The sequence below is a fragment of the Halomonas sp. 141 genome, assembly GCF_002810305.1.
Taxonomy (GTDB): Bacteria; Pseudomonadota; Gammaproteobacteria; order Pseudomonadales; family Halomonadaceae; genus Vreelandella; species Vreelandella stevensii.
The window spans coordinates 23,766-38,664 of sequence record NZ_PINZ01000029.1 but is presented as its reverse complement, the minus strand read 5'-3'; the positions used below and the strand labels follow the sequence as shown (position 1 = coordinate 38,664).

Below are 14,899 nucleotides of genomic sequence, written 5' to 3'. Positions count from 1 at the left end.
GAACTGGTGCAGCCCGCCTACCGGAAGAACTCGCTGTGGAGTCCAAGCTACTTTGCGGGAAGTGTCGGAGGCGCCCCCCCTGAGCATGGTCAAGCAGTATATTGAGCAACAATCGAGGCCGGACTAGGGGCGCTCTCGCGCCCCTCGCTATCCATCCTCGCACTAGAAGTACGAGGTTTTTCGCGATGTTCGATAAACAAAAGCGCCGCCACCCGAGGAGTGACGGCGCTGGCCCACGGTGCGACTAGCCGGTGTTGCGCAGCCCGGCAGCGATGCCTGCCATGGTAACCATCAGCGCCCGTGAGAGATCGGCGCTGATGGCGCCGTCAGCATCCCGGTTACGCTGCAGCAGCTCGGCTTGCAGGCCGTGGAGCGGGTCGATATAAGGGTTGCGAACATCGATGGCCTGGCGGATCAGCGGCGTATTCTCCAGCAGCCGCTCCTGCTGAAGAATGTCCAGCACCACCAGCTCCAGCCGCGCAAAGCGTTCTCGCAGCTGCTTGCCCAACGCCTTCAACGCAGGCTCGTCGACCAGACGATGCTCGTAATAAGCCGCAATGGCCACATCGGCCTTGGCCAGCAACATCTCCAGCATGTCCAGATAGGTGCCAAAGAACGGCCACTGCGTGCGCATCTCCTGCAGCACTTCCAGGCCGCCCGGCTCCTCCAGGCGTCGGGCAAAGGCCTCACCGCTGCCCAGCCAGGCGGGCAGCATCAGGCGAATCTGCGTCCAGGCAAAGATCCAGGGAATCGCCCGCAGCGTTTCCACGCCGCCATCCTGGCGACGCTTGGCGGGCCGCGAACCCAAGGGCAGCCTGCCCAGCGCGCCCTCGGGCGTCACCGCGCGGAAATAGGGGACGAAATCCGGGTCTTCACGCACCACGCCCACGTAAGCCGCGTGGGCAACCTTGGCCAGCTGGTCCATCTCTTCGCGCCAGTGCGGTTGTGGTGCAGGCGGCGGGAGCAGCGTGGCTTCCAGCACCGCGCAGGCGTAGATCTCCATGGAGCGCAGCGCAATGTCCGGCTGGCCGAACTTGAAGCGAATCATCTCTCCCTGCTCGGTTACCCGCAGGCTGCCGTTCACCGACCCCGGCGGCTGAGAGAGAATCGCCGCATGGGCCGGGCCGCCACCACGGCCTACCGTACCGCCCCGGCCATGGAACAGTGTCAAATCCACGCCGTGCTTCTCGCACACGTTGACCAGCGCTTCCTGGGCGCGGTACTGCGCCCAGGCCGCCGCCAGTTGCCCGGCATCCTTGGCAGAGTCGGAGTAACCGATCATGACTTCCTGACGGTCCTGAGTGAGCGCTCGGTATCCCGGCAGCGACAGCAGCTGATCAATGACAGCACCGGCGTGGTCCAGGTCGTTGAGCGTCTCGAACAGCGGCGCGATGGGCAGCGTCACTTGGCCACCCACCTCTTTCATGAGCAGCGCCACGGTCAGTACATCGGAAGGCTCGCCTGCCATGGAGATGATATAGGTGCCCAACGCTTCGGCATGCTCCTGGGCAATCACCTTGAACGTATCCAGCACTTCTCGTGATTCGGCGGAACACTCCCAGCGGCGCGGGATCAATGGGCGGCGCGAGGCCAGTTCGGAAAGCAGGAACTCCTGGCGCTGGGGCTCGCTCCACTCCTGATAATGACCAAGGTCCAAGGCACTGGTGAGTTCTTCCATCACCTGGGCATGGCGACCCGCTTCCTGACGCAGATCCAGCTTGGTCAGGGTAACGCCGAACACGGCGACCCGGCGCAGCGTATCCAGCAGCGCGCCGTTGGCAATGGTGTCCAGACCCACATCGCACAGCGAGCGATAGCAGGCCAGCAGCGGCGCATACAGCTGATCACGGGTTTCAATGATGGGCCCGCCATCGTAGTTGCGCCCCTCCAGCTGTGCCTTGGCCCAGTCACGGGTAGCTTCCATCTTCGTCAACAGACGCTTGAGCAGCTCCCGGTAAGGCTCGGCGACATCGCCCACTTCGGCCTTCAAGGCGCTGTTGGCCTTCCACATGGAAAGCTCGGTCTTCAGCTGCTCCAGATCGCGCAGATAGAGGTCTGCCGCCATCCAGCGCCCCAGCAGCAGGACTTCCTGGGTCACCTTCGCCGTGACATTGGGGTTGCCGTCGCGATCGCCTCCCATCCATGAGGCATAGCGAATGGGTGCCGCGTCCAGCGGCAGGCGCTCGCCTGCCGTTTCCAGCAACAGGCTATCCAGGTCGCGGTGAAAATCGGGCACCGCCTGCCACAGGGAGTTCTCGATGACCGCAAAGCCCCACTTGGCCTCATCCACCGGGGTGGGGCGTTCGTGGCGAATCTCGTCGGTGTGCCAGGCCTGGCTGATCAGCTCTTCCAGCCGCCCCTGAGCGCGGGCGCCACGCTCTGGGTAATCCTCGGAGCTTTCAATGGCAGTCAGGCACTCATCGATGGCGTCATACTTCTGAATCAGGGTGCGGCGAATGACTTCGGTGGGGTGGGCAGTGAGCACCAGCTCCACGCGCATGTTGGCCAGGGTTTCGACCAGCTTGCAGGGGGAATTGCCCGCCTGCTGGGCGCGACTGAGCAGCTCGCCCAGCACCGGCTGGGTGCCCGGCTTGTAATCCTCCACGCGACGAAACCGGGCGCGGTAATGCTGCTCGGCGATGTTGGCGAGGTTCAGGAACTGGTTGAAGGCACGGGTGACCGGCAGCAGATCGTGCTCGGGAAGCTGGCGCAGATACTCGATCAACTGCCGCTGTTGAAGGGTGTCGCCCTGGCGACCCCGCTTGGCATGGGCACGAATGGTTTCAATCTTGTCGACGAATGACTGGCCCAGGTCGTCGGCGATGGTACGCCCAAGACTGTCACCCAGAATACGGACATTATCGCGCAGCGACTCGTGTAGATCATGGCTCATTGGCGGGGCCTCCTTGCGGGGTCGCGTTGATATGGTGAGTTATTAGCATTGTTCCTGGGCTTTCGCGGCTTGCCAGTGGTATTCCATTTCTTCCAGGGTCGCCTGACCCAGCGGTCGCTCGGCCCTGGCAAGTGCGCCTTCGACATGGCGAAAGCGGCGCTCGAATTTGCTGTTGGTCTGGCGCAGGCACTGCTCCGGGTTGGCCCCCAGAGTACGCGCCAGGTTAGTGACCGCAAACAGCAGGTCACCCACTTCTTCCTGCGCATGCTGGCGGTCGCCGGCGGCCAGCGCCTCTTCGACCTCTACCAGCTCTTCACGAATCTTGTCCAGTACGCCGCGGGCATCGGGCCAGTCGAAACCCACTCGGGCGGCCCGCTTGGAGAGTTTGGTCGCCCTGCTCAGCGCAGGCAGGTTACGCGGTACATCGTCGAGCACCGATACCTCTTCGACGCTGCGCTGCGCGCGCTCTTCGGCCTTGAGCGCTTCCCAGCGGCTGTTGACCTGCTGGGTTGTGACGGCGTCTGCGCTCATGCCAGGCGGGCGGCGAGACGCCAGCGTCCCCTCTGGAAACACATGCGGATGGCGACGCAGCATCTTTTCCGTCAACGTGTGGACGATGTCGTGGAAGTCGAAGCGCTGCTCCTCGGCGGCAAACTGGGCGTAATAGACCACTTGAAACAGCAGGTCCCCCAGCTCTCCGGGCAGCTCATCGAAGGCCCGCCGCTCGATGGCATCGGCAACTTCGTAGGCTTCTTCCAGGGTATGCGGCACGATGGTGTCCCAGTGCTGCTTGACGTCCCATGGGCAGCCCTGCTGCGGGTCGCGCAGCACGGCCATCAGCGTCAACAGGTCTTCCAGGCGGTAGCGCATCAGGCCCCTCCTTTACGGGCGCTTTTTTCGGGGTCGGCGTTACGCAGGCGGCGAACCTCGGTTACGTTGGGCAACTGCTGAATACGCGAGAACAGCCGTCCCAAGGACTCCAGGCCATCCACCTCCAGGGTGATGCGCAGGCGGGCAATGCCCTCGTCGGTATCGGTCAGCGTGTTGACCGCCAGTACATTGACCTTTTCATTGCCCAGCAGGCCCGTGACATCGCGCAGCAAACCCGAACGGTCCCAGGCCTGAATCTCGATGGTCACCGGATAGCGGGTATGGGCGCGTTCGCCCCACTCTACTTCGATAATGCGCTGAGGCTCCTCCATACGCAATTGGAGAATATTGGTGCAATCCTGACGATGCACGGTGACCCCACGCCCTTGCGTGATGAAGCCGACAATCGGCTCGCCGGGCACCGGTCGGCAGCAGTTGGCCATGCTGGTCTTCAAGTTGCCCACGCCCAGCACGGTAATGTCGCTTTTGGTGGCCTTGCTGGGCTGGCGGCGAGGCTTGGCCAGCAGTCGGTCCAACTGCTCCTGGTCATCGGTCTCGCCAAACAGCTGCTGCGCCTGATGCAGTACCTGGCCTATCCGCAAGTCACCGGCGCCCAGCGCGGCGTACATGTCGTCAGCGTTCTGGTAATTGACCGCCTTGGCCAGTTTTGGCAGGTCGAGCCCTTCCACATCCAGACGACGCATTTCACGCTCGAAGAGCGTGCGCCCTTCGTCCAGGTTCTGATCCCGGGCCTGATGCTTGAACCACGCCTGGATCCTGGCCCGCGCCCGCGAGGTGCGTACGTAGCCCAGGCTGGGGTTGAGCCAGTCGCGGCTGGGGCCACCCTTGGTCGCGGTGAGAATCTCGATCTGCTGGCCAGTCTTGAGCTTGTAAGTCAGGGGCACGATACGCCCATTGACCTTGGCACCTCGGCAGCGATGGCCTATTTCGGTGTGTACCCGGTAGGCAAAGTCGATGGGAGTAGCGATACGCGGCAGGTCGATCACGTGGCCGTCAGGGGTGAAAACATAGATTCGGTCCGGCGCCACGTCGCTGGAGAGCCCTTCGCGCAGGTCTCCAAAGCCGCCTACTTCGTCCTGCCACTCCAGCACCTGCCGCAGCCAGGCGATCTTTTCTTCGTAGCTGCGACTCTTGGCATTGGTATCGTGGCCCTTGTAGCGCCAGTGGGCACACACCCCAAGCTCGGCCTCGTCGTGCATAGCGAAGGTGCGGATCTGAATTTCCAGCACCTTGTTTTCCGGCCCCATGACCGCCGTGTGCAGCGACTGATAACCGTTTTTCTTGGGGTTGGCGATGTAGTCGTCGAACTCGTTGGGCACGTGGTGCCAGCGGGAGTGGACGATACCCAGCACGGTGTAGCAGTCGGTGACTTCGGGTACCAGAATGCGCACGGCGCGCACATCGTGGACCTGGGAAAAATCGATCCGCTTGCGCTTCATCTTGCGCCAGATGGAGTAGATATGCTTTGCCCTGCCACTGACATCGTAACGATGGATATGCTGGGCTTCCATGAGGGTCTTGAGGGTTTCGACCACATCGTGAATATAGCGGTCGCGGTCCAGGCGCTTCTCTGCCAGCAACTTGGCAATCGCCTTGTACTCGTCCTCATGCAGGTAGCGGAACGAGAGGTCTTCCAGCTCCCACTTGATCTGGCCAATGCCCAAGCGGTGGGCCAGCGGCGCATAGATATCGGCCACTTCCCTGGCTACCTGCAGGCATTTTTCCCGGGGGGCGTCCTTGACCTGACGCAGCGCGCAGGTGCGCTCGGCAATCTTGATCAACGCGACCCGTACATCTCCCACCATATTGACCAGCATTTTGCGCAGGTTTTCCTGCTGGTTATGCTGGCTCATGCCATGGTTGGGCGCCAAGGGGTAGCTGATGGCGGCCATCTGCAGTACGCCATCGATCAGCTTCGCCACTTCATCGCCAAAGCGCTTGGTCACCCCGTCGAGACTCAGCAACCCTTCGCGCACGGCGCGATACAGCACGGCAGCTTCCAGCGTGGCTTGATCGAGCTTGAGGTCTGCCAGAATATCGGCCATTTCCAGGCCCATGCGAAAACTGGAACCTGGCGACAGCCACACACGATGGGTGCGGGGAGCTTCTCGCTCCAACTGGTCGGCCAGCTCGCAGGCCTGAAGCAGGCGCTCGGGCTCACGCAGGCGCACATCTTCCTGAAGGCGCGTTAACCATTGTTGTATGTCCACCTTTCCGCTTTCTGTCAGCGGCTGGTCTTCACGCACTTTCACCATGACAATGACTCATCCTTTTGGGTGGCGGCTTGCTGCAAATGGCACGCTAGCCCGTATATTCAAACAGCATCAGCGTTTCCATGTGCGCCGTATGTACGAACATGTCGGCCACGACAACGTGCTTGATAGCATACCCTGCATGCACAAGATGTGCTGCATCGCGAGCCAGGGTTGCCGGGTCGCAGGAGACATACGCGACCCGGGCAATGCGGTGGCGGCCCAGCGCCTGACACACCGCCTCGGCACCGCTACGCGGCGGGTCCAGCACCAGTGCATCCACGGGGTGCTGCCGCAGCACCTTGGCCACGGCCTCGGCATTGCTGAGATCCGCTTGTTCCGCGCTGACCGCCAGGACTGCATCGGCATCGCGGGCGTTATGGGCATTGTCGCGCAGCCGTTCGACCATGCCTTGACTCCCTTCGACCGCATGAACGCGAGCGCCTGCAGCGGCCAACGGCAGGCTGAAATTGCCGATACCGGCAAACAGATCCAGCAGCACCATGCCGGGCTTGGGCGCCAACCAGCCTACCACTTGTGCCACCATCTGCTGGTTCACCTCGGCATTGACCTGCAAAAAATCTCCCGGCGCAAAGTCAAGCGACAGGTGGGATGGCAGTGTACTGGCGTCGATGCCCAGCGCCTGCATGTCAACACGCTCTCTCAGCAAAGGTGGCGCACCATACCAGTGCAGCTGGGGCGCTTCGCGCCCCAGCCAGGCACCGACATGTACCTGGTGCTGCTCAGCGAAACGCTGCCAGCGCAGCTCATCGTCAGGCTGCGCCTTCAACTGACGCACCAGCACGACCGTCGCATCCGGGGTCGCCAGAAGTTCGAGGTGGCCGACCGAGCGCGGGGCTTCCAGGCTCGCCAACAGCGCTCGCAGAGGGGCAATGAGCGCCTGCAAGGCAGGCACCAGCACTGGACAGGTGTCGATATCTACCAGCCGATGCGTGCTGGCGGCGCGAAACCCCAGGTGCACCTTGCCCTGGCTATCCACCTTGACACCCAGCCTCGCCCGACGGCGATACGCCGTGGTCTGCCCGTGGAGCAAGCCGATGGCATCATGGGCCAGGCCCTGCCGTGCCAGCAGCTCAACGACCACCTCACGTTTGTGGTGGCGCTGAGTGTCGAGCGCCATATGCTGCAAATCGCACCCTCCGCACTGGCCAAAGTGGGCACAGGGCGGCATCACGCGCAGGGGCGAGGGAGTCAGCAGAGTTTTGACATGCGCCTCATCGAAGCGTTTGCGGGTCACATGGACTGCGACCTCCACTTCCTCGCCGGGCAGCACCCGGTCGATGAATACGGTCTTCCCGGCAGCATTGTGGGCCACCCCTCGGCCATCATGGGCCAGCCGCTCGACGACCAGCGGCGCATCACTGAGGCCGTCAGCCTGGTTTTTCACCGCTCGCCCTGGCGCGCGTGCCAGGCCCGAATGGCCCGATGCGGGGCGTGGGGGCCTCCGCTTACCCAACATGGCCATTTAAACCTCCGGGGCGAACAGGCCCGTGGAGAGATAGCGATCACCACGGTCACAGACGATGAACACGATGACCGCGTTTTCGGTTTGTTCGGCGATGCGCAGCGCACCTGCCAGGCTGCCGCCGGATGAAACCCCTGCCAGAATACCCTCTTCCCGGGCCAGGCGACGCATGTGCTCTTCGGCTTCCTGCTGGGCGATGTCCAGCGTGACATCGACTCTCGGCGCTTCGAAGATGGCGGGCAGGTACTCTTGGGGCCAGCGGCGAATGCCGGGAATACTGGCGCCATCGGCCGGCTGCAGCCCGACGATCTGCACGGCCGGGTTCTGCTCCTTGAGATACCGTGACACGCCCATGATGGTGCCCGTAGTACCCATGGAGCTGACGAAGTGTGTGATCTCACCGTCGGTTTGCCGCCATACCTCCGGGCCGGTGGTGCGATAATGCGCCAGCGGGTTGTCCGGGTTGGCAAACTGGTTGAGCGGCTTGCCCTCGCCTCGGGCAATCATGGCGTCGGCGATATCGCGTGCCTCTTCCATGCCTCCCTCCTTGCTCGCCGAGATGAGCCTGGCGCCATAGGCCGCCATGGCTTGCTTGCGCTCGGCGGAAGCATTTTCAGGCATGACCAGCACCATCTTGTAACCCTTGATGGCGGCCGCCATGGCCAGCGCAATGCCGGTATTGCCCGAGGTCGCCTCGATCAGCGTATCACCGGGACGAATGTCACCACGGGCTTCTGCTTCGCTGAGCATCGACAGCGCCGGGCGGTCCTTGACCGAGCCTGCCGGGTTGTTGCCCTCCAGCTTGGCCAGCAGCGTATTGTTGCGGCCTGCCGTGATTCTTTTCAGACGTACCAGCGGTGTGTTGCCGACCACATCTTCAAGCGTGGGATAATTCATCACACATTCCTTATCGTAACCGTTATGCTGCATTATATCGGTGCTGCCCATGCCTGGACAGGCAACCTTCTGGATTCGATGAGCTTCTTTCATGTCTTTAAACACGCGCCTGCTGTTTGCTCTGCTGGGCTTGCCACTGTTGGTGTACGCCATCATGGCGTTTCTATTGGTGCTTCACGCCGATGCCACGGGCCGCACAGTGCTCGAGGAGAGGCTGGTCAGTACCGCAGAGCTGTTAGCCCCTAGCCTGGGAGAGGCCATGGCCGACGGCGACTCACAACGACTGGAGCGTCTCGCTGGCAAACTGCTGGAGCAACGCAACCTGCGCGCGGTCACCCTGTTTGACGAGCAGGGCAACCGCCTGCTGGTCATGGGTTCCTCGCTGCCGCCCTCCGCTCGGCTGCATGCCCCGGAAGCGACGACCCTCTCCATGGAAGACGATCGATGGCGCGTACAAACACCGCTGACCAGTGAGTCGCTCAGCGGTCGTGGGCGCACTCAAAATGGCTGGCTGGAAGCCGAAGTGGATAGCCGCACGCTAGTACTGGAACGTTACAAACTCATCGCCAGCCTCAGCCTGGGCGGCATGCTGCTGGGCCTGCTGCTGTTTCTGATCGCCTTTGCCATCAGCCGCTATGCCACCCGCCCCATCGAGGAAGCCAGTCAGGCACTTTATCGGCTGTCGCGGGGCGATGATCGTCTGCAGATCACCCCCGCCAGGCCCGTCGAGCTGCACCAGTTGGCAAAGCATATCAACCGACTGGCCGAGTACTTGCAACACGCACGGCGCAATATGCAGGAGCAGATCGAACAAGCGACCAGTGAACTCCAGGAGTCCATGGAGACTATCGAAGAGCAGAATATCAAGCTCGATCTGGCGCACCGCAGCGCCCTGAGGGCCAATGCCATGAAGTCGGAATTTCTGGCCAACATGAGCCACGAAATACGCACCCCGCTCAATGGCATCATCGGTTTTTGTCGACTGCTGGGTCGCTCGCCTCTCGACAGCCGCCAAAAGGAGTGGCTGGACCATGTACGCCGGGCCTGCGACAACCTGCTGATGCTGGTCAACGATGTACTGGACTTTTCGAAACTGGAAGCCGACCGTCTGACCCTGGAAGAAGTGGACGTGGATATCGTGACGCTGGTCGATGAAGTCATTGGCCTCCACGCCCCGGAAGCCCAGCGCAAGCAGCTCAACCTGGTGGCCATGGTTTATGACGACGTGCCCACCCCGCTATGCGGCGACCCGTTACGCATTCATCAGGTGCTGAACAACCTGCTGGGCAATGCCCTCAAGTTCACCCACGAAGGGGATGTGATCGTACGCGTCATGCTGGACAATCAGGAGGGGCAGCACGTCGTCCTGCACATCAGCGTCAGTGATACTGGCATTGGATTGAGTGACGAACACCAGCAGCAGCTGTTCAGCGCCTTCTCTCAGGCAGAGCCCAGCCACTCCCGACAGTTTGGCGGCAGCGGCTTGGGTCTGTCGATCTGCCGCCAACTGATCCAACGTATGGGCGGTGAGATTCGGGTCGAAAGCGAGCTGGGCAGAGGGTCGACTTTTTCGTTTACGCTACCCCTGCTCGCCCACCAGGCAGACGAACGCCCTCCAGAACTGGTGTTGGACAATCCGATCGTACGCTTGCACGAACCTCACTTGCCCACTCGAAACGTGCTGGAACACTTGCTGGAACGCTGGGGCGCATGCCCCGTGTCGTTTATCGATGCAGGCAATGAGGCTCTGTTGGTGATCAGCCTCGAGTACGACGACTTCGAGGGCGAACGCAAAGGCTATTGGCAATCCATCATCGCCCAGACGCCCTGCCCGGTGATCATTCTGGCCAACACCACCAGCTTTGAACTCCCCCATTGGGACCTTCCCCATGGCGGCGACCTGCTCTGCAAGCCGTTCACCCGCGCCCAGCTGGTCACGACGGTGCGACGCTTGTTACAACCCACGGGACTGCCTGCAGGCCAGGAACCAAAGGCACTTGAGCTGGCTAGCAAACCCGTTTCTGGCGCCCCCTTGACGCTGCTGATCGTTGACGACAATACCGCCAACCGCGAACTGCTCAGGGCCATGCTGGAAAGCAGCGCGCTGCGCATCGTACTGGCCGCCAGCGGCAGAGAAGCCCTGGAATTCGCGCGGCAGCAGACTGCCGACATGGTGCTGATGGATATTCGTATGCCCGACATGAACGGTATCGAAACCACCAAGGCGCTGCGTCGTATCAGCGGCAGCTGGGCACGCTGCCCCATCATTGCAGTCACCGCTCACGTGCTGAACAACGAACGCCAGCAGTGGTTGAGTGAAGGCCTGGACGACGTGTTGATCAAGCCCATCAATGACGTTCAGTTGCAGCAGCTGATGCAGCGCTTTTTGGGCATTACGCCCGAACTGGCGTTTGGCGATTCGCTTTCAACCGCCCCCCTGACCGATACCACTCCCCCGGTAGCGCCCGCGCCTCTGCCCAGTACGCTGCCCCCGGTGGACCTTGCCCTGGGCACGCGTTTGGCGGGTGGAAAGGCGTCCCTGGCCAGGCAGCAGCTGGTCAGGCTGATCGACAGCCTGGAGGAGCACGAACGACAGATGCGCGAGGCGTTCCAGGCAAACGATCTGAACACCTTGCTGGACTGGGTGCACGGGCTGAACGGCGCCAGCCGCTATTGCGGTGCGCCAGAACTGGCCTTGCTGGTGGAAACCATGGAAACCCGTCTGCGCACCAGCGGTCTGCGCCATGTGGATACGCTACTGGAAGAACTTTATGCTGCCATGGCGCGGCTTACCCAGTACCGCGATGGCTTGCTGGAGTGACCGGAGATACGCGGCGCGGGCGTGTGCGATCAGCGCTCCAGCACCACGAATGCCACGGCGTACTCGGCTTCGTCACTTAGGGTAATGTGCGCCGCCGAGGCGCCACTAGCCGCGAAGAGCCGCTGGGCTTCACCACTCAGGTGTAACCCTGGCTTGCCCAGCGTGTCGTTGAGCACCTGGATGTCTCCCCACTGCATGCCCTGGCGCAAGCCAAGCCCCAGGGCTTTCACGAAGGCTTCCTTGGCCGCAAAGCGCTTGGCCAGATAAGCCACCGGGCAGCCTTTGGCCCGCCACACCTGTTGCTCCTGCTGGCCCAGGATGCGCTCGGCAAAACGCTCGCCGTGGCGCTCCAGGGCCTGACGAAACCGAGCAACGCGGGCTATATCAGAGCCAATGCCAACGATCATTCAATGCCCGCAGCAGCCGTGATGGCCATCATGCTCGTCATGCGCATGCTCGTGTTCATGGGCATCCAGCGCGGCCATCAGGCCCGCCTCCTGGCCAGCAATTATCAGCCGCTTCATTTCCTGAACGGCCTCTTTCAGGCCCACAAAGAGGGCGCGCGCAATGATCGCGTGACCGATGTTCAGCTCGTTGACACCGGGCAAGGCAGCAATGGCTTCCACGTTGTGGTAGTGCAGCCCATGCCCGGCATTGACCACCAGCCCAAGGGAGACGGCATGGACCGCTGCCGCGCTCAGGCGGTCATACTCGGCGTTGGCTGTCTCGCTACCCGGCCGAGCTTCGGCATAGGCACCGGTATGCAGCTCGATGGTGGGCGCTCCAGCACGCTTGGCCGCATCGATCTGGGCTACATCGGGGTCGATGAACAGCGATACGTCACAGCCCACGGCTGCCAGACGCTGGCAGGCAGCGGCAATCTGCTCGAACCCGCCTACCACATCCAGGCCACCTTCCGTGGTCAGCTCTTCGCGCTTTTCGGGCACTAAACAGACGTGGGCGGGCCGCACTTCCTCGGCCAGGGCCAGCATCTCATCGGTCACGGCCATTTCGAGATTCATACGCGTGTTGAGCATCTCGGCCAGCAGGCGCACATCGCGGGGCTGGATATGGCGGCGGTCTTCACGCAGATGAACCGTAATACCATCGGCACCGGCCTCTTCGGCCAGCACTGCTGCCTGAACGGGGTCCGGGTAGCGAGTGCCCCGTGCCTGGCGCAGGGTGGCGACGTGATCGATGTTGACGCCCAGTAGAATACGGGGAGGATGCATCGTGACTCTCCATTGGATGGCACACCGAGGCCATCATTGCTTGTCTGAGAACTGCTTGTCTGAGAATTGCTTGTATGAGAGAGGCCCGCCTAGCGCTGACGACGGCGGGCCAAATCCATCATCAGCTCGCGCGAGCGTAGCGCCACCGCCCCCAGGTGGGGCGCCAGCGCTGCTCGCATGAGCGCTTTCAAGGCACTGGCCAGACTCTCTGATTCCCAGTCGCCCTGCTCGATATAGCGTAAGGTACGACCGTCGATCCCTCGTTCGGCGGGCAGGAAGCCACGGCTGACAGCGTCGAACCGATAGCGGCCATGGGGGTCCAGAGGAGCGCCTTGAGGCGTGCAGAAGCGCGGCGTGGCTTCCAGGGCTTCCAGTAACGCCCACTCATAGCGTCTCAGCGCCAACCCGCGCTCGGCGGGCACCGGAAGGGCCTCCAGCAGCACGCTGTAAAAGGCAAACACATTCGCGGATGCCAGTTCCAGCGGCAGCAAACGGGTGGCAATCTCATTGGCATACAGGCCACACAACAGCCCTTCTCCCGCCAACAGGGCGGTCTGCCCCCGGGACTCCATCAGGGTCAGGCGCTTCAGCTCGCGCTCGCCGCGCCAGGCGATGAAAAGCGGCGTAAAGGGCTGCAAACGCTGGCGCGACTTCGAACCGGGGCGCTGCCCACCCTGAGCCACCGCGCGGATGCGCCCGTGGTTGAGCGTCAACAGGTCGACCAGCGCGCTGGTTTCCCGATACGCCTTACGGTGCAGCAGAAAGGCAGGCTCGGGGGTCATGGCCGTGCTCAATCCAGGTCGTAACCCAGGCTCTTCAAGGCACGCTCATCGTCCGACCAGCCCCGCTTGACCTTGACCCACAGGTTGAGCATGACCTTGGTGCCCAGGGCACGCTCCATGTCCAGCCGCGCCTCTCGGCCGATACTCTTGATCCGATCGCCATTTTCACCGATCAGAATCACTTTCTGGCCCTGACGCTCCACCAAAATCAACGCGCTGATATGGGTCACCCGCTCGGTTTCACGGAACTCCTCGATTTCGACGGTCATCTGATAGGGCAGCTCATCGCCCAACTGACGCATGACCTTTTCACGCACCAGCTCGGCGGCCATGAAGCGCAGACTCTTGTCGGTGATCTGGTCTTCCGGAAAGAAGTGAATGCTCTCTGGCAGATGCTTGGCCACCTCATCTTCCAGCGCTTCTACCTGGGTGCCGTGCTTCGCTGAAATGGGGATGACGGCAGCAAACTCACGCCGTGCACCCACCTCTGCCAACCAGGGCAGCAGATCGGCCTTGTCCTGCAGGCGGTCGACCTTGTTCACTGCCAGAATCACCGGCGCAGTGACATGCTCAAGGCGCTTGAGCACCGCCTGGTCTTCATCGGTCCAACGTGTGCGATCGATGATGAAGACGACACAATCCACGTCGCGCAGCGCCTGAGTGGCCGCCTGGTTCATGAACCGGTTGATCGCCTTGTTGCGGTCCTTGGACATGATGTGCATGCCCGGGGTGTCTACATAGATGAACTGTGTCTCATCAACGGTCTTGATGCCCATCACCTGATGGCGAGTGGTTTGCGGCCGCCGGGAGGTAATCGAGATCTTTTGCCCCAGAATCCGGTTCATGAGGGTTGATTTGCCTACGTTGGGACGGCCAACGATGGCCACGAATCCGCAGGTTTGGCTCATGATTTGTCTCCGGAGGGTTGTTCAAGATAGGACAGGGCTTCTTCCGCCGCCTGCTGCTCGGCATGCCGACGGCTAGGGCCTTTGCCCGTGGTATGCTCGTTCAATAGATCGATGTAACACTCCACGGTAAACGTCTGGGCATGCGCCTCACCCTTGACCGAGACCACTTCGTAGCGCGGCAACGCTGCCTGGCGTGACTGCAGGAACTCCTGCAAACGTGTCTTGGGGTCCTTTTGCGTGTCCTGGAGAGAGATATTGTCCAGCCTGTCAGCATACCAGGCCAGTACCCGGTCACGCACGGCGTCCATGCCTGCATCCAGGTAGATGGCCCCGATCACGGCCTCCACGGCATCGGCTAGAATGGATTCACGGCGATGACCACCGCTTTTCATCTCTCCCGAGCCAAGACGCAGGCACTCGCCAAACGACATTTCACGAGCCAGCTCGGCCAGGGTCTGGCCCTTGACCAGGCGCGCGCGCAGGCGAGAAAGCTGGCCTTCACGCGCCTGAGGGAAGCGCTGAAACAGCGCTTCGGCAATGATAAAGTTGACGATAGAGTCACCCAGAAATTCCAGGCGCTCATTGTTGCGACCACCATAGCTGCGATGGGTCATGGCCAGTTCCAGTAGCGTTGGGTCGCCAAAGGTGTGGCCGATTCGTCGGCAAAAAGCGGTTAAGGAATTGCTCACGATGCTCCTACGTCATTGACGTTATACAAAATAACCACGCTGACCTTG

The 14,899-nt window shown here is 61.9% G+C and carries 11 protein-coding genes and 1 pseudogene; 2 read left to right on the top strand and 10 right to left on the bottom strand.

Translation table 11 applies throughout. The annotated features are described in order from the left end of the window. Window positions 1–127 (top strand): annotated as a pseudogene (locus CWI66_RS12480) (transposase); the annotation flags it as partial. A 117-nt stretch (window positions 128–244) separates the two neighbouring features. On the opposite strand, the gene ppc reads toward CWI66_RS12480, so the two are convergent. From ppc to cysM, 5 genes are read right to left on the bottom strand one after another with little or no spacing between them, the layout of a single operon-like run. Then, window positions 245–2,893: a phosphoenolpyruvate carboxylase gene (gene ppc / locus CWI66_RS12475; protein ID WP_100731852.1), complete on the bottom strand. Its 2,649-nt coding sequence runs from the start codon at window positions 2,891–2,893 to the stop codon at window positions 245–247. Between the two features lie 42 nt (window positions 2,894–2,935). Continuing rightward, window positions 2,936–3,763 carry a nucleoside triphosphate pyrophosphohydrolase gene (gene mazG, locus CWI66_RS12470; protein ID WP_100731851.1) on the bottom strand — a complete coding sequence of 276 codons (828 nt, stop codon included), beginning with the start codon at window positions 3,761–3,763 and terminating at the stop codon, window positions 2,936–2,938. Continuing rightward, the gene (gene relA / locus CWI66_RS12465; protein WP_100731850.1) at window positions 3,763–6,039 is read right to left on the bottom strand and encodes a GTP diphosphokinase; all 2,277 of its coding nucleotides are present in this window, start codon (window positions 6,037–6,039) and stop codon (window positions 3,763–3,765) included. Before relA ends, mazG begins: the two co-directional genes overlap by 1 nt. Before the next feature lie 46 nt (window positions 6,040–6,085). Further along, on the bottom strand, window positions 6,086–7,522 hold the full coding sequence (locus tag CWI66_RS12460) for a TRAM domain-containing protein (protein WP_100731849.1): 1,437 nt from the start codon (window positions 7,520–7,522) through the stop codon (window positions 6,086–6,088). Next, window positions 7,523–8,419, bottom strand: a complete 897-nt coding sequence (gene cysM, locus CWI66_RS12455; protein ID WP_039177164.1) for a cysteine synthase CysM — start codon at window positions 8,417–8,419, stop codon at window positions 7,523–7,525. A 91-nt stretch (window positions 8,420–8,510) separates the two neighbouring features. On the opposite strand from cysM, the gene CWI66_RS12450 reads away from it, so the two are divergent. Then, window positions 8,511–11,240: an ATP-binding protein gene (locus CWI66_RS12450; RefSeq protein ID WP_100731848.1), complete on the top strand. Its 2,730-nt coding sequence runs from the start codon at window positions 8,511–8,513 to the stop codon at window positions 11,238–11,240. A gap of 29 nt (window positions 11,241–11,269) precedes the next feature. On the opposite strand, the gene acpS is transcribed toward CWI66_RS12450, so the two are convergent. The 5 genes from acpS to rnc all read right to left on the bottom strand — a co-directional run bounded on the left by acpS (window position 11,270) and on the right by rnc (window position 14,851). Next, complete coding sequence (acpS, locus tag CWI66_RS12445; RefSeq protein ID WP_016913592.1) at window positions 11,270–11,647, bottom strand: holo-ACP synthase; 378 nt, start codon at window positions 11,645–11,647, stop codon at window positions 11,270–11,272. Next, a complete protein-coding gene (gene pdxJ, locus CWI66_RS12440; protein ID WP_100731847.1) occupies window positions 11,648–12,472 on the bottom strand; it encodes a pyridoxine 5'-phosphate synthase in 825 nt (274 codons plus the stop codon). 89 nt (window positions 12,473–12,561) lie between these two features. Further along, window positions 12,562–13,254, bottom strand: coding sequence for a DNA repair protein RecO (recO, locus tag CWI66_RS12435; RefSeq protein ID WP_100731846.1), 693 nt, complete (start codon window positions 13,252–13,254; stop codon window positions 12,562–12,564). A gap of 8 nt (window positions 13,255–13,262) precedes the next feature. Next, the gene (era, locus tag CWI66_RS12430) at window positions 13,263–14,162 is read right to left on the bottom strand and encodes a GTPase Era (RefSeq protein ID WP_016913589.1); all 900 of its coding nucleotides are present in this window, start codon (window positions 14,160–14,162) and stop codon (window positions 13,263–13,265) included. After that, complete coding sequence (rnc, locus tag CWI66_RS12425) at window positions 14,159–14,851, bottom strand: ribonuclease III (RefSeq protein WP_026001664.1); 693 nt, start codon at window positions 14,849–14,851, stop codon at window positions 14,159–14,161. Before rnc ends, era begins: the two co-directional genes overlap by 4 nt. Window positions 14,852–14,899 lie beyond the last annotated feature (48 nt).